We start from the raw sequence: 23062 nt of genomic DNA, 5'->3' as shown, positions 1-23062 counted from the left end.
GACGGTCGCGTAAGCGGGGGAGGTCTGTGCCGTGACGGGTCAGCCCTGGTAGCCGTCCAGGAATCCGGTGAGCCCTGACGGGGTGTGCGGACCGATGGCGATCTGTTCGACGACGCCGATCCCGGTGCGTTCGCCCATGGTCGCCTTCACGATGTTCTGCAGGTGCAGCGACGTGAAGTCCGTCGGATCGAAATCGTCCAAACGGATTGATTCCCGGCCGATTTCGTACTGGCCGTGATTCGAGCCGTGTCCCCAGTGCGGGTGCCAGTATCCGATGCCACGCATCCGGAACGTGTAGAGCTTCTCCAGTTCGATGTGGGTCTTGCCCTCGATGGGATCGGTGAACCACAGATGGGCCCGCCGGATTTCGCGCCGTCCCGGCTCCCAGTCGAGTTCGTAGCCGATGTCGTAGCACTCGCGTACCCCGACCCGGCTGCACGGTGACGCACCTTCCGGCAACGGGTCCAGGATCGCGGCGGTCTCCAGCCAGCGGCGCCCGTCCTCGTGCTCGTGGAACGCGTAGTGGGTGAATCGGTCTCCGAAATGCAGTGGCGCCCAGAGCCAGAAGACCTGGAACGGCATGGGTTGGCGCAACACGGCGAGTTGTTCGCCGACCGGCCGGATACCCCAGGACCGGTCCCGGGTCCCCGGCACGTCGCCCGACTTGACCGCGAGTTCTTCGCCGTCGACGGTGATCGTCCCCTCCCACGACCCCCATTGCGTGAGCCTCGTGTGGTCGGTCAGCACGATGCCTTCCGCGGTGCGGCGCTGCTGACGCGGTTCCTCGACGGCCACGGTGGTGGCTCGGAACGTCAGGTCGCAGGAGATGTGCTGCTCGTTGGCTTCGACGACATAGCGGATGGTTCGTAGCGGTTCGATGACCTCGATGCGGAAGGGGCCAATGGTCGCCGACCGGTCCAGGGGCATCGCGCCCGATACGAAAATCGAATGCTCGACACCGTCTTTCACCACGCTGAAGGCCGCGTCGATGATGCCGCGAACGGGGTAGTGCCCCATCGCCGCGCCGAAGTAGAAATCGCCGTCACGCTGGTGGCCGTTGAACCAGTAGCGGTCATAGTGATTGGGGTCGCCACTGGCCGGTACGCCTACCGGGTCGGCCGAGGCGTGGATCGGATAGTCGTCAAAGGGAGTCAGCACGGCGGCGTCACCGCTCCGGTTCGTTGATCTTCACCAGCATCTTTCCGATGTTCGCCCCGGTGAACAGGCCGTTCAGCGCGTCGATGCTGGATTCCAGTCCCTCGTAAACGGTTTCGCGATGCACCAGCAGGCCCTGCTGTTCCCAGCCGCTCAGCGCGGCGAATGCCTCGTCGAACCGCGCCCATTCCTCGAGCGCGATGAAGCCCTGCATCGTCGAGGCCGTGGAGAGCAGGTTCACATAGTTGGACGGACTGGGGTGGTCGCCGTTGAGGTACGTGGTGATGATGCCGCACATGACCACGCGGGCCCGGTGGGCGAGGTTGCCGAGCGCGGCATTGAGGATGTCGCCACCGACGTTGTCGAAGTAGACGTTGATGCCGCCCGGACATGCCGCCTTCAACGCCGCCGGGAAGTCGTCGGCCTTGTAGTCGACGCAGGCGTCGAAGCCGAACTCCTCGACCACCACGCGGCACTTCTCCGGACCGCCCGCGATCCCGACGACGCGCGCGCCCGCGATCTTGGCGATCTGCCCGGCCACCGATCCGGTGGCACCCGCCGCGGCCGAGACCACGACCGTCTCGCCGGGTTGTGGCTTTCCGACACCCGTCATGCCGAAGTAGGCGGTCGCTCCGGTGGGGCCGTAGATCGACATCACCGCGAGTGGGTCGGTGTAGCCGACCACCGGCGTGCTGAACAGGTCGTCGCGGATGATCGCGTAGTCCTGCAGGCCGGTCAGTGTGGTGACCAGATCGCCGACTTTGTAGGCGTCGCAACGCGATTCGACGACCTCGCCGATGCCGGCCACGCGCACCACCTCACCGAGCTCCAGCGCCGGGAGATAGCCGGGTTCGCCGTCCAGCCAGGTGCGGGCGGCGGCGTCGACGCCGACATAGGTCGTCCGCAGCAGTGCTTCGCCCTCGGCGGGGACCGGTGCAGGCACCGTCACCATCTCGGTGTCGTCGGGGGAGACCAGGCCGTTGGGGCGGCGCCGCAGCAGGATCTGACGGTTATCTCGGTTCATCGTGTCGTTTCTGTGGGTACCGGTGAGTTTTCATATTGATTATTAAAAGTCCTCTCGGTTATCGTCAACCCCGAATGTGGAAGTGGTCGCCAGGAGAGTCCGATGAGCGTCAACAACGCAGCGCCCCGGCGGGGAAGGCCGCCGCGCATCGACCAGAGTGCCATCGCCGCAGCGGTTTTGGAGATCGGCACCGAGAACGCCACCATGCGCCGGGTCGCCGAGCATCTCGGCATCAGCCTGCCGGGGCTCTACCACCACGTGAAAAACCAGCACGACCTGCTGCGCCTGGCCACCGTCAGTGCCCTGACGAACTCACCGCCGCCGCGGTACGCCGGCGAGCACTGGGCCACCTGGCTCCGTGACTACGCGTCCTACATCCGGACGGTGCTGGCCGCCGAACCCGCGTTGGTGGAGAAGTTCGTCAGTGGCGCGGTCGGCCACGACGTCGAGATGGAGTACACCGCGGAGGCGGTCGAAGCGCTTGCCGCGCAAGGCTTGTCGCCGAGCGACGCCCTTGCGGTGTGGGCGTCGGTGAGCACCATGGCGGTCGGCAGCGTGACCGAAGCCCATCGCGAATACCTGTACTCCGAGAGTGGGCAGCCCTGGCTGGCGCGGATCCTCGCGCTCACCGCGAAGCGTTCACCGTCGGAGTTCCCGACGTTGCGAGCCATCGCGAAATCGGGTGACGACCCGTTCGGTGACGAGGCCTTCCAGCATCGAATCACGTTGCTAATGACCGGTATTGCGACGCATTACGGGCTGCCGCCGGAACCGGCCTAGCGCCCGTCGAACAGGCCACAACGCCGAAACGGCACTCCGGCAGAGCAAGTTTCGTGAACTTGCCTGCGGGAGTGCCGTTTCGGCGGAAGGCGGATCAGCTGCGCGGGTACGTCGGGTATTCGATGCCCGACAGGAACTGCACGACGCGGACGACCTGGCACGAGTATCCGAACTCGTTGTCGTACCAGCAGTACAGGATCGCCTGGTCGCCATCGACGATGGCGGCGTTCGCGTCGATGATCGACGCCGCACGCGAACCGATGAAGTCGCTCGAAACGGCGTCGGTCGCCGCGGTGTAGTCGAGGTTGCGGCTCAGCGGGCCCGACAGCGACGTCTCGCGCAGGTGCGTGAGCACCTCGTCCTTCGTCGTCTCCTTCTTGAGCTGCAGGCTCAGGATGGCGATCGAGACGTCGGGCGTGGGAACGCGGATCGAGTTTCCCGTGATCTTGGCCTTGAGCTCCGGCAGGGCCTTGGCGACGGCCGACGCGGCACCGGTCTCGGTGATGGTCAGGTTCAGCGGCGCGGAACGGCCACGACGGTCGGCCTTGTGGTAGTTGTCCAGCAGGTTCTGGTCGTTGGTGAACGAGTGCACCGTCTCGACATGGCCCCGGATGATGCCGAACTTCTCGTCCATCGCCTTGAGCGGCGGCACGATCGCGTTGGTGGTGCACGACGCACACGAGAAGATCTGCTGGCTGACGTCCTGGCCGAGGTGGTTGACGCCGTGCACGATGTTCGGCACATCGCCCTTGCCCGGTGCGGTCAGCACAACCTTGGAGATGCCCGGACGCAGGTGCTGCTCGAGGCCCGCGCGATCGCGCCACTTGCCGGTGTTGTCGATGAGGATGGCGTCGTTGATGCCGTACTCGGTGTAGTCGACCTCAGAGGGGTCGTTGGCGTAGATGAACTTGACGACGTTGCCGTTGGCGATGAGGAGGTTGTTCTCCTTGTCGACCTTGATGGTGCCGTTGAAGTGGCCGTGCACCGAGTCGCGACGCAGCAGCGAAGCGCGCTTCTTCAGGTCGTCGGCGCCACCGCTGCGGACCACGACGGCCCGCAGATTCAGGCCGTTGCCGCCGCCGGCCTTCTCGACCAGCAGTCGGGCCACGAGCCGACCGATCCGGCCGAAGCCGTAGAGCACCACGTCACGCGGGCCTTGCGGCTCGGCCTTGTTGTCACCGGTGACGTCGGACAGCGCGTCGGCGACGAAGTCGGCGACAGAGAGGCCGCGCTCGTCTGCGCGGTAGGCGTGCACCAGCAGGCCGAGGTCGATCTTGGCCGGACCCAGATCCAGGTTCGCCAGCGCCTCCAGGAACGGGAAGGTCTCGACCACCGACAGCTCTTCGCCGGCGATCTGCCGAGCGAAACGGTGGGTGCGCAGGATGCTGATCACCGACTTGTTCACCAGCGACCGGCTGTGCAGCAAGACGGTGACGCCGCGCGTGCGGTGCAAGGTGCCGACGATCGGAATCATCGCCTCCGCCAGGGCTTCCTGGGTGTTCCAATTGGCAAGTTCTGGTGTATTCAACTCATCTGTCCTACGGGTCGCTTGGCCGATCGCGCTGAGCAGCGCATTCATGTTAGCGATCGGCATTTCCGGTTCTGCAGGTCGTCCCGCTGGCAGGGCACGTAGGGGTTGACAGGCCCGTCGGCACGTGCGCCGAACAGCCGCTCACCCAGGTGTTTCAGCGCGCGGCGGGCTGGATCCGCCGCAACACCGGCACCAAACCGGCGAGCGCCGCGATGTTCGCCACCACGATCAGCGCCATCGTGTAACCGGGGGAGATGTCGTAGACGGCACCGAGCAGGCCGCCGGCGATCAGCAATGCGACGCCCCGAAGCAGCGCCAGCCAGCCGAACGCGATGGCCCTGATGTTTGCCGGCACGAGCTCGGTCACCACCGATTTCACTGTGGAGTCGAGCACGCCGTTGACGACGCCCCAGACCGCGACGCCGATCCAGACGAGGGTGCGGTCGCCGGTGAACGCGATGGACGAGCACGCGGCGGCGAGCGGCACCGCGAGCAGCACCATCGGTCCGCGCTTGTCGTACACGCGGCCCATCACCAGACCCGCCGCGCCGTCGACGGCCATCGCGATCGCGAACAGGACCGGCACCTGGGCATCGGTGAGCAGTCCGGTGCGTTGGGCGTGGAACGCGAGCAGCGGGAAAGAGGCGACGCCGCACGACAGCAGACCGGTGGCGACGACGTACTGCCAGAACTGCACTGGCAGGCGTGGCTTGGGGGCGGCGGGCAGGGCTCCGTCTGTCGGGGTCGCGGGCGCGGCATGCACCTGCTCGTAGTCACGTGGGTCCGGAACACGGAACCGGAGCCAGCCGAGGAGGGCCAGCACCAGCACGCCAGGGACGATCAGCACGCCGAACGCCAGTCGGTAGTCGCCGGCGTGGGCGCTCAACACTGCTGCTAGCAGCAGCGGCCCGGCAATCGCGCCGGTCTGGTCGAGGGCCTGGTGCACGCCGAACGCGCTGCCGCGACCAGTGCTCGTCGACGCATGCGACAGCAGCGTGTCCTTCGCCGGAGAGCGCACCGCCTTGCCGAGACGCTCGGTGCCGTACAACAGCAGCGCCGGAACGAGAGAGCCGGTGACGCCGATCAACGGCACGCTCAGCACGGTCAGCGCGTAGCCGGTGATCGTCCACGTCCAGTAGTGCTGGGTGCGCGACACGGCATAGCCGGCGACGACGCGCAGTCCGTATCCGATGAATTCGCCTGCGCCGGCGACCAATCCGACGACAGCGGCGGACGCGCCAAGCGTCGCCAGATAGGGGCCGATGATGCTGCGGGCGCCTTCGTACACCATGTCGGCGAGCAGGCTGACCACGCCGAAGACGAGGACGAAGTGCCAGGGCTTGAGTGGTCGGCCGGTCACGCACCGATTGTGCACGGGACCCGGCGGCGATACCTGGCACGTGTCGGACCCGTCTGGCATGATCGAATGTATGTTCGAACATGTGGGCGTCGATGGCACGGGAGTTCTCGTGCACGACGTCTCCGTGGTCGACGCGATGATCCATTTCGCCCGGGTGTCGAATATCGCCGAGTCGGGGAAGTTCACGGCCATTGCCGACCTGGCGATGTTGCGTGTCGATGATCAGGATGGCCGGCAGTGGTGGGCGTGCGATGGCTGGGATGCTGCTGTCGCCGAAGTCGGAGCCGCGCTGGGCCTGGGGAAGCGCGAGGCGTCGGGGCAGTTGTCGATCGCGGTCGCGTTGCGCTTCCGGCTACCGAAGGTGGCGGCGGTGTTCGCCGACGGCGGCGTCTCGGCAAGAACGGTCGGCACGATCTGCTGGCGCACCCGCCTGGTGGAGGACCCCAACACTCTCGCCGTGATCGATGCCGCCCTGGCGGGGGCGTTGTGTGAGTGGGCGGGGTTGTCGCGCAAGAAGATTGAACGCAAGATCGACGGCTGGGTGCAGAAGTTCGATCCGGCAGCGGTGATCAAGGTGCGCTCGGCTGCCCGCCGCCGCGGGGTCGGGATCGGCAAACCTGACGATGAGACCGGGGTGGCGTCGATCTGGGGTGCACTCCTGGCCACCGACGCCGAACTACTCGATCGGGTGTTGACCGAGATGGCTCGGCAGGTGTGCGAGAACGATCCCCGCACGTTCGGGCAGCGCCGCGCCGACGCGCTCGGTGTGCTGGCCGCCCGGGGCGATCGGCTGGCGTGCCAGTGCGGCAATCCCGACTGCCCGGCCGCCGGACCCGATGCCCGTGCCACCGCGGTGGTGATCCACGTGTTGACCGATTCCCTGCCGGTCCCGGTGGCGGACCCACTACTCAGCGGAGACCCGGCCGCGCCGCTGGTGCCGACGCCTGCCCCGCCTGCGCCTGAGTCGGACTTCGCGCCCGAGCCCACAGCCGAACGTGAGCCCACACCCGAGGCGGTCCTCACGCCCGCACCTGCGCCCCTGAACAACACAGCGCAGACTCCGACGCCCGACCCCGCACCGGCAGCCGATTCACGGCCCGCCGAAACGCCGGCCCCTGCGGTAGTCGAGCCGGCCGGCGACCCCGCGCCCGCGGCTGAGTCGACGCCCAGTCCCGCTCCGGTAGCCGGTGTCACTAAACCCCCAGCACCGGTGCGCACCCCGGTCGGTTATGTCCTCGGCGGCGGCGTAGTGCCGCCGGCGGTATTGGCTGATCTGGTGGCCCGCGGCGCCAAAGTCCGCACCGTCGCCTCAGCCACCGACCTCGTCGGAGTGCCCCGCTACCGGCCGTCGGCGGCGATGGATGAGTTCGTGCGGGTGCGGGCCATGACATGCATGTTCCCCGGCTGCGACCAGCCCGCCACCAACTGCGATGTGGACCACACGATCCCGTGGCCGGCCGGGCCGACGCATCCGGGCAACCTGAGCCCGAAATGCCGCAAACACCACCTGCTCAAAACGTTCTACGGCGGCCCCGACGGCTGGCAGGACCGTCAACAACCCGACGGCACCATCGTGTGGACCGCGCCCACCGGCCACACCTACATCAGCGTGCCCGAATGCCGAATCCTGTTTCCCCGCAAGGTCACCGACACCCCGCTACCGGTCGGTCCGTTACCGGACGCGCCCGATCTGGACACTCCACCGGCGCCCGGCCGGGGCATCATGATGCCGATCCGGCGCCGCACCCGCGCCCAAAACCAAGCCCAGCAGATCGCTTACGAACGCGCCCTCAACCAGGCCGATATCGACGAGCGCGAAGCTGCTCGAGAAGCCTTCGCCCGCCAACGCAAAGAACGCCAAGAACGCGAAGCAGCAGGAGCCGCACAGGCCGCCGAACCCGCAGAGCAACAAGACATCCCACCGCCGCGTGAGTCGGAGTTCTAGTGAGCGTGGTCGAACAGAACCAGGGTGTCGGCCAGATTGCCGTCGACGAAGTAGGCGCGGCAGGTGAAGGGATCATGAATCGTGCCGCCTGCTTCCGCCTTGGCGTCGACAATCCCCGACACGTTCCACACGGTGATGCGGCTGTGGTCAACGCCTTTCAGCGGTTCGTCCGTCATCAGCGGAAACATGTCCTGTCCATCGGTCTCCAGTGTGCCGGTAACCGCGCGCACGTCGGAAAGCTGGGCCGACTCGGGCGACGCCAATTGCTTACGCACGTCGGTTTGGCACCTGTCGCGAGCGACGTCCTGCGCGCGACGCGGCTCCGGGCGGACGAGGCCGAACCCGTGTGTCTTCATGGCGATCACCGCCAGTACCGCCCCCACAAGAACGCACACCGCTCCGATGACGAGGAACCGGCTCGGTCGGCGCGGTTCTCCATGGTCAGCTGTCATGGCCCGAACGTAACCTGCGTCGCGTCGCATCCGGTCACCGGCTTGCCGGGTGGGAAGCCGTGCGGATCGACGTCGGGGATGACGGTGTCCCAGCGGTACGCATGGTTCGCGTCGGCGGCGCAGCCTTGGTTGGCGGTGTCGTACAGCACCCGGAACGTATGCGGGTCAGCGCCGGGGATCGGCCGGTCCTGGTAGTACGCCCGCTGATCGTCGACGGCGTAGCTGAACACACTGTCGTTGAGCCGACGGAAGGTTGCCGCGTCCGCCCCGGGGATCACGTCACATCGGTAGTACACGGCGTGAATATCCTTGGTGTAGTCCAGGTTTCGGTCGTCGCGGGAGACGCGCAGGATCTCGAAGTGCGCCGGATCGTCTGAAATCGCGCGGTCCTTGCAGTAGACGGCCCGACCGTCTTTCGCCAGATCGCCGTTGATCGTCTCGAAGTGGTCTGGGTCGCTGCTGAGGGGCAGGGTGCCCGCCCAAATGTGGTTCCGGTCCTTGGCCCAGCCGTAATTCAGCCAGTCGAAGGTGGCGACGTCGGCACCGGCGATCTGAGCCCCGCGGTAATAGGCGTGTGACTTGTCGCGTGCGTAGCCGCTGGAGAGTTTGTTGAAGGAGCCGGCGTCCGCGCCGGCCACTTCGCGAGGTGACGAGTCGATGCCGCCCGTCCAGTAGACCTTGCCGTCCTCGACGTAGTAGCCGCCGACGACCTTGGGACTACACGCGGGCGCCAGGAGCACTGCCGAGACAGCCAGCGCGGTGGCCCATCTGCGCATGTGCCGACCTCCTGTGTGCCCCGGATTAGACGTTCGCACAAAGAGGCCGGTCGCGCATCTATCGATCGACGGGTATTCCGGGCACGCCGTGTTCAGCACGCTGGGGCTACTTGTGCACGAACCGGAAGGACACTGGTGGGAATTCGAAGCCTGGAGGGCGCTGCCGACGACGTGGCGGCCCGACCCCGCGAACGCGGTCACGACATTCTCAACCGCGGCTTCGGATTTCGTGCCGCGCTGTCGCTGGCCTTCGCCGACATCTCACCGATCGTGGCCCTCTACGCCATCTTCGCACTGGGCCTGTTCGCGGCGGGGCCGCGATTCTTCTGGGCGTTCCCGATCGTGCTGTGCGGTCAGCTGCTGGTGGCGCTGGTCTTCGGTGAGTTGGCATCGCGTTTCCCGTACGCCGGCAGTGTCTACCAGTGGGCGCGGCACGTGAAGGGCACGACGTGGGGCTGGACGGCGGCGTGGGCGTACGTCTGGGGCCTGACGCTGACGCTGTCCACCATGGCCTATGCCGCCGCGGGATTCATGCTCGAGGTCATCGGGGTCGAGGCGCCCAGCCGGTGGCTGCTCGCCGCCGTCTCGATCGGCGTCATCTGCTTCACCACCGCGGCCAACATGATCGGCCGTCAGGTCCTCAAGGTCATGATCGTCGCCAGCATCATCTGCGAGATCGTCGGCTCGGTGGTGCTGGGCACCGTGCTGCTGCTGTTCCACCGCGTGAACCCGATCTCGACGCTGTTCGACGGCCTGCCCGACAGCTCCGGCAGCACCATGAGCACGATGCTGGTGGCGGTCGCCTTCGTCGGCTGGGCCTTCTTGGGCTTCGAGTCCGCCGGCTCGATCGCCGAAGAGGTGGAGAACCCCGAGCGCAATGTGCCCAAGGCCATCGTCTTCGCGCTGCTGCTGGTGGGCGTCATCGTCATGTACTCGGCGGCCGCCGTCATTCTCGCGATCCCGGACCTGTCGGCGGTACTGACCGCGCAGAGCGGTGACCCCGTCTCGGCGACGCTGACGGCGCAGCTCGGTTCGTCCATCGCCAAGCCGCTGTTGGTGATGTTCGTCATCGGCTTCATGTCCGCGTGCCTGGCCGTGCAGTCGGCGGTCTCGCGCGCCGTGTACGGCATGGCGCGCGACCGTGCCCTCCCGGGCGCCGCGTTCCTGTCGAAACTCGGTGGCCCCGAACGCATGCCGATCCGCGCCATTGGCCTCACCGCCGTCGTCGCCGCGTTCTTCCTGCTGTTCGCCGGCTCCGATCTGTACAACGTACTGGTCAACTTCTCGGTGATGGGCCCCTACATCGCCTTCGCCGTACCGGTTTTCGCCGCCGCACTCACCCGCCTCGCGGGGCGCTGGGTACCCGGCGTCTTCTCGCTGGGGCGCTGGGGCGCGCCGGTGACGTATGCGGCCGCCGTGTGGCTGGCCTTCGAGGTGATCAACGTCCTCTGGCCGCGCACGCAGCCCGGACAGCCGTGGTTCGTGAACTGGAGCATGGTGATCAGCCTGGTGAGCCTGGGAATCGTCGGTGCGTTCGTGTACGCGCGGTGCCGCAGTCGCATCACCGAACCCGTCGGCGAACGCCTGTGAACACTCCGCTTGTGCGAATGCTCAAACGAGCCCGCGCCGCTTATGGCAGAAACCACTCGCAACCCGCCGTCACGGGCAGCGATGCTGGCAATCGAACACCCCGCGAGTCGAGAGGCTGAACACGACAGATGAGCACGCGAGACAACATCATCGGTGCGGTGCCTGCCACCAAGGTGCCCCGGTACGCGGGTAAGGGCACATTCGCCCGCATCGCCGACATCCACGAGGTGTCCGACTACGACATCGCCATCCTCGGGGTGCCGTTCGACGGCGGCACGTCGTACCGGCCCGGCGCCCGGTTCGGCCCCATGGCGGTCCGGCAGGCCGCCCGCACCCTGCGTCCCGGCTACCACGTCGAGCTCGGCGTCGCGCCGGTGCAGGAGCTGCAGGTGGTCGACGCCGGCGACGTCGCCGTCACGCCGTACAACATCGACGAGGCCTGCCAACAGATTCAAGATCATGCTGCCGAGATCCTCCGCGGCGGCGATCGGCGCATCGTGTCCATCGGCGGCGACCACACCATCGCTTTGCCGAATCTCCGTGCGCTGCATGCCAAACACGGACCAGTGGCACTCGTGCACTTCGACGCCCACCTGGATACCTGGGACACCTACTTCAACGCGCCCGTCACGCACGGCACCATCTTCCGGCGCGCCTTCGAGGAAGGTCTGCTGATCGAGGACCACTCGATCCACGTCGGCATCCGCGGCCCGATCTACGACCAGATCGACCTGGACGACGACGCGCGTATGGGCTTCAAGATCATCCGCGCCGGCGACCTCGACGTGATCGGTATCGACGCGGCCATCGACGTCGTCCGGCGCCGCGTCGCCGACGTGCCGGTGTATCTGTCCATCGATATCGACGTGCTCGATCCGGCCTTCGCGCCGGGCACCGGCACGCCCGAGGCGGGCGGCCTCACGTCGCGTGAACTGCTGAAGATGCTGCGCAAGATGACCGGCCTGAACATCGTCGGCGCCGACGTCGTCGAGGTGGCCCCGGCCTACGATCACGCCGAAATCACCTGTGTGGCAGCGGCAACGGTCGTCTTCGACATCATCTCCCTGATGGCCGCCGGCGTACGCACCGGTCTGCCGGTCAACGGTGAGGTTGCGAACGCACTGACCTGACAGGCTACGATTGCCGCAGACAACTCAATACGCCGACAACGCGCTGTGGGAGAACCTCCGGAAAACGGAGGCGCCGTAGGAGCAAGTCCTCCCCGGGAAACTCTCAGGCCCAAATACCGCAGCGATGAGGCAACTCTGGAGAACAGTGCGGATCCATCGATCCACGCTTACCGAAGGTGAACGGCGCGCACGCGTCAAAACTCTCAGGTTTCAGGACAGAGCGGGGAGGTGCTACCCAACGATGCGTCGAGCAGTCAGCGACGCCCCGCGAACCGGAGTCACCTCATGTTTGACCGCACTGCAATTGGCAAGGCCCACAGCAGCTTTCGTGACCGTCATATCGGTCCTGACGACGCCGGCCGCCGGCATATGCTCGATGTTCTCGGCTACTCGTCGCTCGACGATCTGATCGATGCGGCGGTGCCGGAGCAGATCCGGTGCCCCGGCGGTCTGCAGCTCCCGGCCGCGCGATCCGAACAGCAGGTGCTCGGCGCGCTGCGCGCCCTGGCGGACCGGAATCAGACCAGAATCCAGATGATCGGCCTGGGTTATCACGACACCATCACCCCGCCGGTGCTGCGCCGCAACATGCTGGAATCTCCGGCCTGGTACACCGCCTACACGCCGTACCAGCCCGAGATCTCGCAGGGCCGGCTCGAAGCGCTGCTGACGTTCCAGACCGTCATCGAAGACCTCACCGCGCTGCCGGTCGCGGGCGCGTCACTGCTCGACGAAGCCACCGCGGTCATGGAAGCGGTGCTGCTGATGCGCCGGGCCAACAAGACCTCGAAGTCCAATCGTGTTGTGCTCGATGCGGATTGCCTGCCCCAGACCGTGGCTGTGGTGCGCGGGCGGGCCGAGGCGGTCGGCATCGAGGTGGTCCTGGCCGACCTGACCGACGCCCTGCCCGACGGTGACGCCTTCGGCGTCGTCTTCCAGTCGCCGGGTGCCAGCGGTGTCGTCCGAAACCTCGCCCCACTGATCGCGGCCGCGCGGGACCGCGGCATGTTCACCGCGGTCGCGGCCGACCTGCTGTCCCTGACGTTGCTCACCGCCCCCGGTGAACAGGGCGCCGACATCGCCGTCGGTTCGGCCCAGCGGTTCGGGGTGCCGTTGTTCTTCGGTGGCCCGCACGCCGGCTACATGGCGGTGCGCTCTGGCCTGGAGCGCATGCTGCCCGGACGTCTCGTGGGTGTCTCGGTCGACGTGGACGGCAAGCCCGCCTATCGCCTGGCACTGCAGACCCGCGAACAGCACATCCGCCGGGACAAGGCCACCAGCAACATCTGCACCGCACAGGCGCTGTTGGCCAACGTCGCCGCGATGTACGCTGCCTATCGCGGCCCGGAAGGGTTGCGTGCCATCGCATCTGCGGTGCACGGCCATGCCGCCGCGTTGGCCGACGGCTTGCGGGCCGCCGGCCGGGAGATCGTCCACGAGCACTTCTTCGACACGGTGCTGGTGCGGGTGCCCGGTGCGGCGGCACAGATCGTGGCGGCGGCCGACGACGCGGGCATCAACCTGCGCCACGTCGACGCCGATCACGTTGCGATCGCGTGCGACGAGTGCACCACCGACGACGTCATCCGCCAGGTGCTCGACGTGTTCGGTGCGACGCCCGTCGCACCCGCCGGCGCCGGCGCACTGCCGCTCGACGTGCTGCGCACCTCGGAGTATTTGCAGCACCCCGTGTTCCACGACCACCAGTCCGAGACAGCGATGTTGCGTTTCCTGCGTGAACTGTCCGACAAGGACCTCGCGCTGGACCGCACCATGATTCCGCTGGGCTCGTGCACCATGAAGCTCAACGCCGCCGCCGAGATGGAACCGATCAGCTGGCCCGGCTTCGCCGGCATCCATCCGTATGCCCCGGCCAGGCAGACCGCCGGGTACCTGGAACTGATCGGGAACCTGGAGGACTGGCTGGCCGAGATCACCGGCTACGACCGGGTTTCCTTGCAGCCCAACGCCGGATCGCAGGGCGAGCTCGCGGGTCTGCTGGCCATCAACGCATACCACCGGTCCCGCGGCGACGCCGACCGCGACATCTGCCTGATCCCGCAGTCGGCGCACGGCACCAACGCGGCCTCCGCGGTGCTCGCCGGCATGCGCGTGGTGGTCGTCGGCACGGCCGCCAACGGCAACATCGACCATGACGATCTGCAGGCCAAGCTCGCCGAACATGCCGGCCGGGTCGCGGCGATCATGCTGACCTACCCATCCACGCATGGTGTGTACGAAGCCGATGTACGCACGGTGTGCGAGCTCGTCCACAACGCCGGCGGTCAGGTCTACGTCGACGGCGCCAACTTGAATGCCCTTGTCGGCCTGGCGAAACCGGGTGAGTTCGGTGGCGACGTCTCGCATCTGAACCTGCACAAGACGTTCTGCATCCCGCATGGCGGTGGCGGTCCGGGCGTCGGGCCCGTCGCGGTGCGGGCACACCTCGCGCCGTTCCTGCCGGGCGATCCGCTGGCGGTCGAGGGTCCCGGACCGGTGTCGGCAGCCAATTACGGATCGGCGGGCATCCTCCCGATCACGTGGGCCTACCTCGCGTTGATGGGTCCCGAGGGGCTGACGGCGGCCACCAAGAACGCGGTGCTGGCCGCCAACTACCTGGCCGCATCCCTCACCGACCGCTACCCGGTGCTCTACAAGGGCGAAACCGGACTCGTCGCGCACGAGTGCATCCTGGATCTGCGCGAGATCACCAAGCGCACCGGCGTGACGGCGGAGGACGTCGCAAAACGGTTGATCGACTACGGTTTCCACGCCCCGACGCTGTCCTTCCCGGTCAACGGCACCCTGATGGTCGAACCGACCGAGTCCGAAGACCTGACCGAACTGGACCGGTTCATCACCGCGATGGTCGGCATCCACGACGAGATCAGCCGCGTCGGCTCAGGGGAGTGGACGCTGGAGCAGAGCCCGCTGCGGCAGGCCCCACACACCGCCGAGCAGGTCACCGACGCCGAGTGGACGCTGCCGTACAGCCGGCAGTACGCCGCGTATCCCGTTGCCACACTGCGGCGCAACAAGTACTGGCCACCGGTCCGCCGCATCGACGGCGCCCACGGTGACCGCAATCTGGCCTGTTCCTGCCCCGCTCCTGAAGCGTTCCAGATCGAATCCGCCGACATCCTCGAGGAGGCCCTCGTATGAAGCCCACATCGCCCTTGCTGGACGAACATCGCGCCCTGGCAGCCAGTTTCACCGACTTCGCCGGCTGGGAAATGCCGCTGAAGTACGGCAGCGAGCTCGCCGAGCACCGCGCGGTACGCGCGGTCGCGGGCCTGTTCGACTTGTCGCACATGGGTGAGATCGCGGTCACCGGACCGCAGTCGGCCGCCGCCCTGGATTTCGCGCTGGCGGGTGAAGCCTCCAAGATCGGCGTCGGCAGGGCCAAGTACTCGCTGATGTGCGATGCCGATGGCGGGGTCATCGACGATCTCGTCGTGTACCGGCTGGGCGACGAGCACTTCCTGGTCGTCGCCAACGCCGCCAACGCGCCGACCGTGGCACGTGAACTGATCAGCCGCACAGCGCAATTCGACGCGCGGGTCGACGACCAGTCACTCGCCACCGCGTTGATCGCCGTACAGGGTCCGGCGTCCGAGGCCATCGTCAGCTCGCTCGTGCCGGCAGACCAGCGCGCCACGGTCGCGGATCTCAAGTACTACGCGGTGACCGAAGCCCGGGTCGGCGGCATCGACGTGTTGTTGGCGCGCACCGGCTATACCGGTGAAGACGGCTTCGAGCTCTACGTACCCAACGCCCACGCCGTCGCGCTGTGGCAGGCCTTGCTCACGGCAACCACGGAAGCGGGTGGCGTGCCCGCGGGCCTCGCGTGCCGCGACACGCTCCGGTTGGAGGCCGGGATGGCGCTCTACGGGCACGAGCTGAACTTGACCACCAACCCCTACCAGGCGGGCCTCGGCAAGGTCGTACGGCTCGGCAAGGATTTCGTGGGACGTGAGGCGCTGCAAGAGCTTTCTCAGCAGGCCGTCCCGCAGGTCCTCGTCGGACTCAGGGGTGACACCCGACGGGCGGCACGTGCCGGGTACACCGTGCACCAGGGCGACGACGCCGTCGTGGGCACCGTGACGTCGGGCACGCTGTCGCCGACCCTGGGATACCCCGTCGCGCTGGCTTACCTCGACGCGGCGCTCGCGGAACCGGGCACCAAGGTGCAGGTCGATGTCCGCGGGCGGCGGGAGCCCTTCGAAGTCACGCCCGCGCCGTTCTATCGCCGCTCCTGAGCTGCGCCCAACCGAGCTCAGCCCACTACTTCAGACAAGGATCACCATGGCCACCAACACCATTCCCGACGACCGCAGCTACACCGAGGAACATGAGTGGGTGCTCATCGCTCCCGGTGCGGCACTTCCCGGGACTCCAGTTCGCGTCGGCATCACCTCGGTCGCCGCGGCGGCACTGGGCGACCTGGTGTACGTCGACCTGCCCGAGGTCGGGGCCACCATCACCGCCGGCGAAACGTGCGGTGAGGTGGAATCGACCAAGACCGTCTCGGAGCTGTACCCACCGGTGAGTGGCACCGTCACGGCGGTCAACTCCGATGCCGTGGACGATCCCAGCATCATCACCGCCGATCCCTACGACGCGGGCTGGCTGTTCGAAGTGCAGGCCACCGAGGCCGGAAGCCTGCTGACCGCAGCCGAATACGCCGCACGGAACGAGGGCTAGCCATGAGCATCCTGGATGAACGGCTCGCAGATTTCGACCCCGAGATCGCCGCGGCGATCGGCGACGAGCTGCACCGTCAGCGCCTGGGCCTCGAGATGATCGCCTCGGAGAACCATGCGCCGCTGGCCGTGATGCAGGCGCAGGGGTCGGTACTGACCAACAAGTACGCCGAGGGCTACCCGGGCCGCCGCTACTACGGCGGCTGCGAACACATCGACGTCATCGAACGGCTCGCCATCGCCCGCGTGAAGGACCTGTTCGGCGCCGAATTCGCCAACGTGCAACCGCATTCGGGTGCGCAGGCCAACGCCGCGGTGATGCACGCGCTGATCAAACCGGGCGACACCATTCTCGGCCTGTCGCTGGACTGCGGCGGCCACCTCACGCACGGCATGCGGCTGAACTTCTCTGGCAAGCTCTACAACGTCGCCGCGTACGGGGTCTCGAAAGAGGACTACCTGGTCGACATGGATGCGGTCGCCGACGCGGCCCGGGAACATCAGCCGCAGTTGATCATTGCCGGCTGGTCGGCATATCCGCGTCAGTTGGACTTCGCCCGTTTCCGCGAGATCGCCGACGAGGTCGGGGCCTACCTGATGGTGGACATGGCCCACTTCGCCGGGCTCGTCGCCGCGGGCTTGCACCCGTCCCCGGTGCCGCACGCACACGTGGTGACCTCGACGACGCACAAGACTCTCGGCGGGCCCCGCGGCGGTGTCATCCTGACCAACGAGGCCGACATCGCAAAGAAGATCAACTCGGCGGTGTTCCCCGGCCAGCAGGGCGGTCCGCTGGAGCACGTGATCGCGGCCAAGGCAGTCGGTTTCAAAATGGCTGCCCAGCCCGAGTTCGCAGAGCGTCAACAGCGCGTCCTGCGGGGTGCACAGATCCTGGCCGACCGGTTGAGCCAACCGGACGTGAAGGCCGCGGGGATCACCGTTCTCACCGGCGGCACCGATGTGCACCTGGTGCTCGTGGACCTGCGCAACGCGGCCATCGACGGCCAGCAGGCCGAGGACCGGCTCGACGCCGTCGGTATCACCGTCAACCGGAATGCGGTGCCGTTCGATCCCCGGCCGCCCATGGTGACGTCGGGACTGCGGATCGGGACGCCGGCGCTCGCCGCCCGCGGGTTCGGGGACGCAGAGTTCGCCCGCGTCGCCGACGTCATCGCCGCCGCACTCATCGCCGACAGTGGCGCCGATACCGAACATCTTGCCGCGCAGGTGCGTACGCTGGCCGAACAGTTCCCGCTCTACCCGGAGTTGTAATGGCGATCAGCGTGTTCGACCTGTTTTCCATCGGGATCGGGCCGTCGAGTTCACACACCGTCGGCCCGATGCGGGCGGCCGGCATGTTCGTCGACCAACTCACCGCGCGCAACGTGCTCGACCACGTCACCGATGTCCGCGTCGATCTGTACGGGTCGCTGGCCGCCACCGGCGGCGGCCACGGCACCATGCCGGCCATCCTGCTCGGCCTGGAGGGCTACCGGCCCGAGACCATCGAGACCGACGAGATGGAACGGCGGCTGTCGGTCATCCGGGCCGAGGGCAAGATCCGGCTGGGCGGGCGAATCGTGCTCGCCCTCACCGAATCCGACATCGCCCTGCACCCCACGCAGCAGCTCGACCGTCATCCGAACGCAATGACGGTGACGGCCATGTCGGTACACGGCGGCGTGCTCTACAGCGAGACGTACTTCTCGGTCGGTGGCGGTTTCGTGGTGACCGAAGAAGACCTGGCACATCCGCCCCAACGTGCCAGTGGTGTGGGCTCATTCACCTCGGCGGCGGAGCTCCTGGACCTCACCGCGCGGAACGGCATCTCCATCAGCCAGGCCATGATGGGCCAGGAGTCCGCGACTCGCACCGACACCGAGGTGCGTGAGCGCTTGCTGCACATCCGCGACGTGATGCTCGCCTGTGCCACCAACGGGATGTCCCGCGACGGCTACCTTCCCGGCAACCTGATGGTTCGTCGCCGGGCCAAGGACTGGTTCCTGCGGCTCAATGCCGAAGACCCCCAGCGCGATCCGGCGTTCGCCGAGGACTGGGTGAACCTGGTCGCGCTCGCCGTCAACGAGGAGAACGCCTCGGGCGGACGCATCGTCACCGCACCGACCAATGGTGCCGCCGGGATCATCCCGGCCGTCCTGTACTACGCGCTGCATTACACCGCGGCAGGCAAGGCCGATCCCGACGACGCCACCGTCCGCTTCCTGCTGACCGCCGGCGCCATCGGATCGCTCTACAAGGAACGCGCATCGATCTCCGGTGCTGAGGTCGGCTGCCAGGGCGAGGTCGGATCCGCGGCATCCATGGCGGCCGGCGGCCTCGCCGAAATCCTCGGCGGCACACCGCAACAGGTGGAGAATGCCGCCGAGATCGCGATGGAGCACAGCCTGGGGCTGACGTGCGATCCGATCGGCGGCCTGGTCCAGATTCCGTGCATCGAGCGCAACGCCATCTCCGCCGGCAAGGCCATCAACGCCGCGCGCATGGCCCTGCGAGGTGACGGCACCCACCGGGTGAGCCTCGACCAGGTCATCGAAACCATGCGGGCCACCGGCATGGACATGAGCTCCAAGTACAAGGAAACCTCGACCGGTGGCCTCGCCGTCACCGTCAACGTCGTCGAATGCTGAGTTGACATGACCATCGCCCCAGAAGGGCGCCGCTTGCTGCGGCTCGAGGTTCGCAATGCGCAGACCCCGGTGGAACGCAAGCCGCCCTGGATGAAGGCCCGGCTTCGGACCGGCCCCGAGTACCGTGAGTTGTCCGCGCTGGTGCAGCGCAACGACCTGCACACGGTATGCCAGGAAGCGGGCTGCCCCAACATCTTCGAGTGCTGGGAATCGCGTGAGGCGACGTTCCTGATCGGTGGCGACCAGTGCACGCGGCGCTGCGACTTCTGCCAGATCGACACCGGCAAGCCCGCCGAACTGGACCGTGACGAACCGCGCCGCGTCGCAGAATCGGTGGCGCAGATGCAGTTGCGGTACGCGACCGTCACCGGAGTGGCGCGTGACGACCTGCCCGACGGCGGCGCCTGGCTGTACGCCGAGACCGTCCGGCAGATCCATGCCACCTGCCCGGACGCCGGTGTCGAACTGCTCATCCCGGACTTCACCGGGACACCCGACCAGCTCGACGAGGTCTTCGGCACCGCGCCAGAAGTGTTGGCGCACAACCTGGAAACAGTGCCGCGGATCTTCCGCCGTGTCCGTCCGGGCTTCGACTACGAGCGCTCGCTCGGGGTGCTGGCGCGAGCCCGGGGTGCGGGCCTGATCACGAAGTCGAACCTGATCCTGGGCATGGGGGAGACCACCGAAGAGGCGCTACAGGCGTTGTGGGACCTGCGCGAGGCCGGCTGCGAATTGGTCACCATCACCCAGTACCTGCGGCCCACCCCACGGCATCATCCGGTCGAACGCTGGGTCACCCCAGCCGAATTCGACGACCTCGACACCGCCGCTCGCGAGATCGGCTTTCTCGGTGTCATGTCCGGACCGCTGGTGCGGTCCTCCTACCGGGCGGGTGCGCTCTACGCGCAGGCCCGCACCGTCATCCAAGAACAGAGGAGCACGCAGTGACCGAAGCAGACGTCGTCATCCTGGGCGGTGGGCCGGGCGGGTACGCCGCCGCGATCCGGTGCGCGCAGCTGGGACGGTCGGTCGTGCTGATCGACGAGGCCGCGGTCGGTGGGACATGCCTGCACCGCGGCTGCATCCCGACCAAGGCGCTGCTGCACGCCGCGGAAGTAGCCGACTCCGCGCGCACCGCAGCGCAATTCGGCATCACCGCGTCGTTCGACGGGGTGGACGTCACCAAGTTGCACGGCTTCAAGAACACCGTGGTGTCGCGCCTGCACAAGGGCCTGACGGGTCTGATTGCGGCCCTGGGCATCACCGTCATCAGTGGCCGCGGCCGGCTGACCGGGCCGACCACCGTCGAGGTCGACGGCACCACCATCAGCGGTGGCGTCATCATCCTGGCCACCGGGTCCGCACCCAAGGTCCCCGGGATGATCCAGACCTCGGACCGCGTGCTCACCAGCGACCAGGCACTCGAACTGGACCGCATCCCGTCGTCGGCCATCATTCTCGGCGGCGGCGTGATCGGCGTCGAATTCGCCAGCCTGTGGACCTCATTGGGCGCCAAGGTGACCATCGTCGAAGCCCTGCCCCGGCTCGTGCCCAACGAGGACACCGCGATCTCGGCCTACCTTGAGCGGTTGTTCCGCCGCCGCAAGATCACCGCCAAGACCGGGGCTGTCGTCACCGGCGTCACCTCCGACGACGATGCGGTCCACGTGACGCTGGAGTCCGGTGACGTGCTCTCGGCCGACGTGCTGCTGGTCGCGGTCGGCCGGGGCCCGCGCACCGCGGACCTCGGCCTGACAGAGGCCGGCGTCCAGCTCGACCGCGGTTTCGTGGTGACCGACGACAAGCTACGCACCAGCGTGCCGACCGTCTATGCGATCGGTGACATCGTCGCCGGACTCCAGTTGGCGCACCGGGCATTTCAGCAGGGGCTGTTCGTCGCCGAGCAGATCGCCGGGCGCGACCCCGAGGCCGTCGCGGAACTCGGCATTCCCCGGGTCACCTACTGCGATCCGGAGATCGCTTCCGTCGGCCTCACCGAAGACGCCGCTCGCGAGCAGTACGGCGACGGCGTGGAGACCGTGACGTACGACCTCGCCGGCAACGGGCGCAGCCAGATCCTCAAAGCGTCCGGCGCGGTCAAGCTCGTCGTGGATCCCGCCGGCACCGTGGTCGGCGTGCACATGATCGGCGCCGGGGTCTCCGAGCTGATCGGCGAGGCGCAGCTGCTCTACAACCTGGGCGTCAAGGCCGCCGAGGCTGCCCGGTTCGTCCATGCCCACCCGACGCAGAACGAGGCGTTGGGCGAGGCGCTGATGGCCGTGTCCGGAGCGCCGCTGCACCTGCATGGCTGACGTAGCGCCGAGGATTGCGGTCACCATGTGGCTGCAATCCTCGGCGTTGCGGGTTTAGGCCAAACCGTCCCGGCGGTCCCCGAACTCCTCATCGAGAATCGCGACCAGCCGGTCGGCCATCCACTCGGTCAGCAGCTTGCCTTTCTCGGCGCTGGCGGCCTCGGGCGAGGACAGCGTGCCGGTGGCGGTCGACATGCGGGTGTCGATCGGCAGCACGTCGTAGTTCACGACGCGCTCAGGGGAGTCGGCCTTGATGTGCTCGGGGCGCACCAGGTGCGGTGCGTGATGCAGCAGCAGCGACGTTTCGATGACGGCTGCATGTTCGAGCGCGAGGCCCGGGAAGCCGTCGGGCCAGATGGCGTGCTGGCGGTCGGCGGTGAAGTCCGGGTTGGCGTCCTCCATGACGAGGATCTTCAGCTCGGGGTGCCGCTCGGAGATCAGGAATGCCGGTTCGTAGATGAAGCCGCTGTTCTCGTAGTGCCAGTTGTAGAGGACGATGTTGCGGAAGCCGGCGCGCTTCAGCTCACTGAGGATGTCCTCGAGCAGTGCGATGTACGTGGTGGCCCGCAGCGACAGGGTGCCCGGAATATGCTGTCCGCCACCGCTTCCCGGCCGGCTCCGGTAGCCGAACGGCACGAACTGCCCGACGATGAGATCGGTCCGTTCGCTGGCGGCTTCCAGCAGCTTCTCGGGGATCAGCCAGTCGGTGCAGACCGGGAGATGGTGGCCGTGCTGTTCGGTCGAGCCGATCGGAATGGCCACCGGAATGTCGGCGGCGGCGGCCGCGGCGATTTCCGGCCACGTCATCTCCCGGTACAGCCGGGACGGCTTCTGCTCGGTCATGTGGAACTCCTTGTGGGTCAGACGTTCTGGGAGACGCCGATGGTGCCGGCGGGGATGCAGGTGGATCGTCCGCCGTCGACGACGAGATGCGTGCCCACGGCGTAGCTGGCCCGGTCGGACAGCAGGAACACCACGGCTTCGGCGATCTCCTGCGGCTCGCCGAACCGTCCGGCGGCGACGCTGGAGGCGATTTCGGCGATCTCGGCCTCGGGGTCGGCGCTGTCCTCGAATTCGACCATCAACAGGGGAGTGCGCGTGGTGCCGGGGCACACCGAGTTCACGCGGATGCCCCAGGACACCAATTCCGCTGCGGCGCTGCGGGTCATCGCGACGATGGCGCCCTTGGTGGCGGTGTAGGCGACGAAGCCGGGCTGTCCCATGAGAGCAAGTTCCGAGCCGGTGTTGACGATGGTGCCGGCACCGCGGGGCTGCATGACCCGGGCCGCCTCCCGCAGCACGTAGAACGATCCGGCGACATTGATCGCCATGAGGTCGTCGAAATCCTGGTCGGTGGTGTCGACAAGCGGTGCGACACGGGAGATTCCAGCATTGTTCAGGACGGCATCGATGGGCCCGAGCTCGGCCTCGACCCGGGCGAAGGCAGCCCGCACCGCGGCGGAATCACGCACGTCGACACTCACCGGAAGCGCCCGCCGGCCATACGCCGTCACCTGCCGCACCGCTTCGGACAGGTCGTCCTCCGGGCGGGCCAGCACTGCCACGTCGGCGCCTTCCCGGGCCAGCGTCGCGGCGGTGGCCAACCCGATCCCCGAGGAGGCTCCCGTCACCAGGGCAATACGGTTCGTCATGTCT

General features: G+C 67.4%; 19 protein-coding genes and 1 riboswitch. Of the genes, 11 read left to right on the top strand and 8 right to left on the bottom strand.

Going from position 1 to position 23062, the window contains the following annotated elements; genetic code table 11:
- Window positions 1–39 precede the first annotated feature (39 nt).
- Entirely contained in the window at window positions 40–1158 is a 1119-nt protein-coding gene (locus H289_RS0109125; protein ID WP_020100473.1) for an Rv3169 family protein, read from the bottom strand.
- Window positions 1159–1165: 7 nt separating this feature from the next.
- Window positions 1166–2179 carry an NADP-dependent oxidoreductase gene (locus H289_RS0109120; RefSeq protein ID WP_020100472.1) on the bottom strand — a complete coding sequence of 338 codons (1014 nt, stop codon included), beginning with the start codon at window positions 2177–2179 and terminating at the stop codon, window positions 1166–1168.
- A 102-nt stretch (window positions 2180–2281) separates the two neighbouring features.
- On the opposite strand from H289_RS0109120, the gene H289_RS0109115 reads away from it, so the two are divergent.
- Window positions 2282–2959: a TetR/AcrR family transcriptional regulator C-terminal domain-containing protein gene (locus H289_RS0109115; RefSeq protein ID WP_020100471.1), complete on the top strand. Its 678-nt coding sequence runs from the start codon at window positions 2282–2284 to the stop codon at window positions 2957–2959.
- Window positions 2960–3053: 94 nt separating this feature from the next.
- On the opposite strand, the gene H289_RS0109110 is transcribed toward H289_RS0109115, so the two are convergent.
- Complete coding sequence (locus H289_RS0109110) at window positions 3054–4487, bottom strand: glyceraldehyde-3-phosphate dehydrogenase (RefSeq protein ID WP_029104996.1); 1434 nt, start codon at window positions 4485–4487, stop codon at window positions 3054–3056.
- A 157-nt stretch (window positions 4488–4644) separates the two neighbouring features.
- Entirely contained in the window at window positions 4645–5850 is a 1206-nt protein-coding gene (locus H289_RS30175) for an MFS transporter (RefSeq protein ID WP_020100469.1), read from the bottom strand.
- A gap of 70 nt (window positions 5851–5920) precedes the next feature.
- Here H289_RS30175 and H289_RS33855 point away from each other — a divergent pair, with 70 nt between their 5' ends.
- Window positions 5921–7795: a DUF222 domain-containing protein gene (locus H289_RS33855; RefSeq protein ID WP_020100468.1), complete on the top strand. Its 1875-nt coding sequence runs from the start codon at window positions 5921–5923 to the stop codon at window positions 7793–7795.
- Here the strand turns inward: H289_RS33855 and H289_RS0109095 are convergent.
- Window positions 7792–8151 carry a hypothetical protein gene (locus tag H289_RS0109095; protein ID WP_081633362.1) on the bottom strand — a complete coding sequence of 120 codons (360 nt, stop codon included), beginning with the start codon at window positions 8149–8151 and terminating at the stop codon, window positions 7792–7794. The genes H289_RS33855 and H289_RS0109095 overlap by 4 nt on opposite strands.
- A 92-nt stretch (window positions 8152–8243) precedes the next feature.
- Window positions 8244–9023 carry a DKNYY domain-containing protein gene (locus H289_RS0109090; protein ID WP_020100466.1) on the bottom strand — a complete coding sequence of 260 codons (780 nt, stop codon included), beginning with the start codon at window positions 9021–9023 and terminating at the stop codon, window positions 8244–8246.
- Window positions 9024–9158: 135 nt separating this feature from the next.
- On the opposite strand from H289_RS0109090, the gene H289_RS0109085 reads away from it, so the two are divergent.
- The 9 genes from H289_RS0109085 (at window position 9159) to lpdA (ending at window position 21406) form a co-directional block, all read left to right on the top strand.
- On the top strand, window positions 9159–10613 hold the full coding sequence (locus H289_RS0109085) for an amino acid permease (protein WP_231387983.1): 1455 nt from the start codon (window positions 9159–9161) through the stop codon (window positions 10611–10613).
- Window positions 10614–10741: 128 nt separating this feature from the next.
- Window positions 10742–11743, top strand: coding sequence for an agmatinase (speB, locus tag H289_RS0109080; protein WP_020100464.1), 1002 nt, complete (start codon window positions 10742–10744; stop codon window positions 11741–11743).
- A 36-nt stretch (window positions 11744–11779) separates the two neighbouring features.
- Window positions 11780–11872, top strand: a riboswitch (glycine riboswitch).
- Between the two features lie 156 nt (window positions 11873–12028).
- On the top strand, window positions 12029–14905 hold the full coding sequence (gene gcvP, locus H289_RS0109075; protein WP_029104994.1) for an aminomethyl-transferring glycine dehydrogenase: 2877 nt from the start codon (window positions 12029–12031) through the stop codon (window positions 14903–14905).
- Window positions 14902–16002, top strand: coding sequence for a glycine cleavage system aminomethyltransferase GcvT (gcvT, locus tag H289_RS0109070; protein ID WP_020100462.1), 1101 nt, complete (start codon window positions 14902–14904; stop codon window positions 16000–16002). Before gcvP ends, gcvT begins: the two co-directional genes overlap by 4 nt.
- Window positions 16003–16048: 46 nt before the next feature.
- A complete protein-coding gene (gene gcvH, locus H289_RS0109065) occupies window positions 16049–16447 on the top strand; it encodes a glycine cleavage system protein GcvH (protein WP_020100461.1) in 399 nt (132 codons plus the stop codon).
- 2 nt (window positions 16448–16449) lie between these two features.
- Window positions 16450–17718: a serine hydroxymethyltransferase gene (glyA, locus tag H289_RS0109060; RefSeq protein WP_020100460.1), complete on the top strand. Its 1269-nt coding sequence runs from the start codon at window positions 16450–16452 to the stop codon at window positions 17716–17718.
- Window positions 17718–19094 carry an L-serine ammonia-lyase gene (locus tag H289_RS0109055; RefSeq protein ID WP_020100459.1) on the top strand — a complete coding sequence of 459 codons (1377 nt, stop codon included), beginning with the start codon at window positions 17718–17720 and terminating at the stop codon, window positions 19092–19094. Before glyA ends, H289_RS0109055 begins: the two co-directional genes overlap by 1 nt.
- 6 nt (window positions 19095–19100) lie before the next feature.
- Window positions 19101–20042, top strand: a complete 942-nt coding sequence (lipA, locus tag H289_RS0109050; RefSeq protein WP_020100458.1) for a lipoyl synthase — start codon at window positions 19101–19103, stop codon at window positions 20040–20042.
- A complete protein-coding gene (lpdA, locus tag H289_RS0109045; RefSeq protein ID WP_020100457.1) occupies window positions 20039–21406 on the top strand; it encodes a dihydrolipoyl dehydrogenase in 1368 nt (455 codons plus the stop codon). The genes lipA and lpdA overlap by 4 nt, the downstream gene beginning before the upstream one ends.
- Window positions 21407–21460: 54 nt before the next feature.
- Here lpdA and H289_RS0109040 read toward each other — a convergent pair whose 3' ends face one another.
- Both H289_RS0109040 and H289_RS0109035 read right to left on the bottom strand, forming a co-directional pair.
- The gene (locus H289_RS0109040; protein ID WP_020100456.1) at window positions 21461–22249 is read right to left on the bottom strand and encodes a creatininase; all 789 of its coding nucleotides are present in this window, start codon (window positions 22247–22249) and stop codon (window positions 21461–21463) included.
- Between the two features lie 17 nt (window positions 22250–22266).
- On the bottom strand, window positions 22267–23058 hold the full coding sequence (locus H289_RS0109035) for an SDR family NAD(P)-dependent oxidoreductase (protein WP_020100455.1): 792 nt from the start codon (window positions 23056–23058) through the stop codon (window positions 22267–22269).
- Between the last annotated feature and the right edge of the window lie 4 nt (window positions 23059–23062).

The organism is Mycobacterium sp. 360MFTsu5.1 (assembly GCF_000383495.1).
Taxonomy (GTDB): domain Bacteria; phylum Actinomycetota; class Actinomycetes; order Mycobacteriales; family Mycobacteriaceae; genus Mycobacterium; species Mycobacterium mucogenicum_B.
Note: the sequence above shows the minus strand (reverse complement) of the source record. Positions and strands in the feature narration are given on the sequence as shown.

What these genes read in the sequence shown, in the direction of transcription:
- speB (WP_020100464.1), top strand. Translation starts at nt 10,742, where the DNA reads ATGAGCACGCGAGACAACATCATCGGTGCGGTGCCTGCCACCAAGGTG.
- lipA (WP_020100458.1), top strand. Translation starts at nt 19,101, where the DNA reads ATGACCATCGCCCCAGAAGGGCGCCGCTTGCTGCGGCTCGAGGTTCGC.
- gcvT (WP_020100462.1), top strand. Translation starts at nt 14,902, where the DNA reads ATGAAGCCCACATCGCCCTTGCTGGACGAACATCGCGCCCTGGCAGCC.
- H289_RS0109035 (WP_020100455.1), bottom strand. Translation starts at nt 23,058, where the DNA reads ATGACGAACCGTATTGCCCTGGTGACGGGAGCCTCCTCGGGGATCGGG.
- gcvH (WP_020100461.1), top strand. Translation starts at nt 16,049, where the DNA reads ATGGCCACCAACACCATTCCCGACGACCGCAGCTACACCGAGGAACAT.
- H289_RS0109120 (WP_020100472.1), bottom strand. Translation starts at nt 2,179, where the DNA reads ATGAACCGAGATAACCGTCAGATCCTGCTGCGGCGCCGCCCCAACGGC.
- H289_RS0109095 (WP_081633362.1), bottom strand. Translation starts at nt 8,151, where the DNA reads ATGAAGACACACGGGTTCGGCCTCGTCCGCCCGGAGCCGCGTCGCGCG.
- H289_RS0109115 (WP_020100471.1), top strand. Translation starts at nt 2,282, where the DNA reads ATGAGCGTCAACAACGCAGCGCCCCGGCGGGGAAGGCCGCCGCGCATC.
- H289_RS0109055 (WP_020100459.1), top strand. Translation starts at nt 17,718, where the DNA reads ATGGCGATCAGCGTGTTCGACCTGTTTTCCATCGGGATCGGGCCGTCG.
- H289_RS0109090 (WP_020100466.1), bottom strand. Translation starts at nt 9,023, where the DNA reads ATGCGCAGATGGGCCACCGCGCTGGCTGTCTCGGCAGTGCTCCTGGCG.
- gcvP (WP_029104994.1), top strand. Translation starts at nt 12,029, where the DNA reads ATGTTTGACCGCACTGCAATTGGCAAGGCCCACAGCAGCTTTCGTGAC.
- H289_RS0109040 (WP_020100456.1), bottom strand. Translation starts at nt 22,249, where the DNA reads ATGACCGAGCAGAAGCCGTCCCGGCTGTACCGGGAGATGACGTGGCCG.
- H289_RS33855 (WP_020100468.1), top strand. Translation starts at nt 5,921, where the DNA reads ATGTTCGAACATGTGGGCGTCGATGGCACGGGAGTTCTCGTGCACGAC.
- glyA (WP_020100460.1), top strand. Translation starts at nt 16,450, where the DNA reads ATGAGCATCCTGGATGAACGGCTCGCAGATTTCGACCCCGAGATCGCC.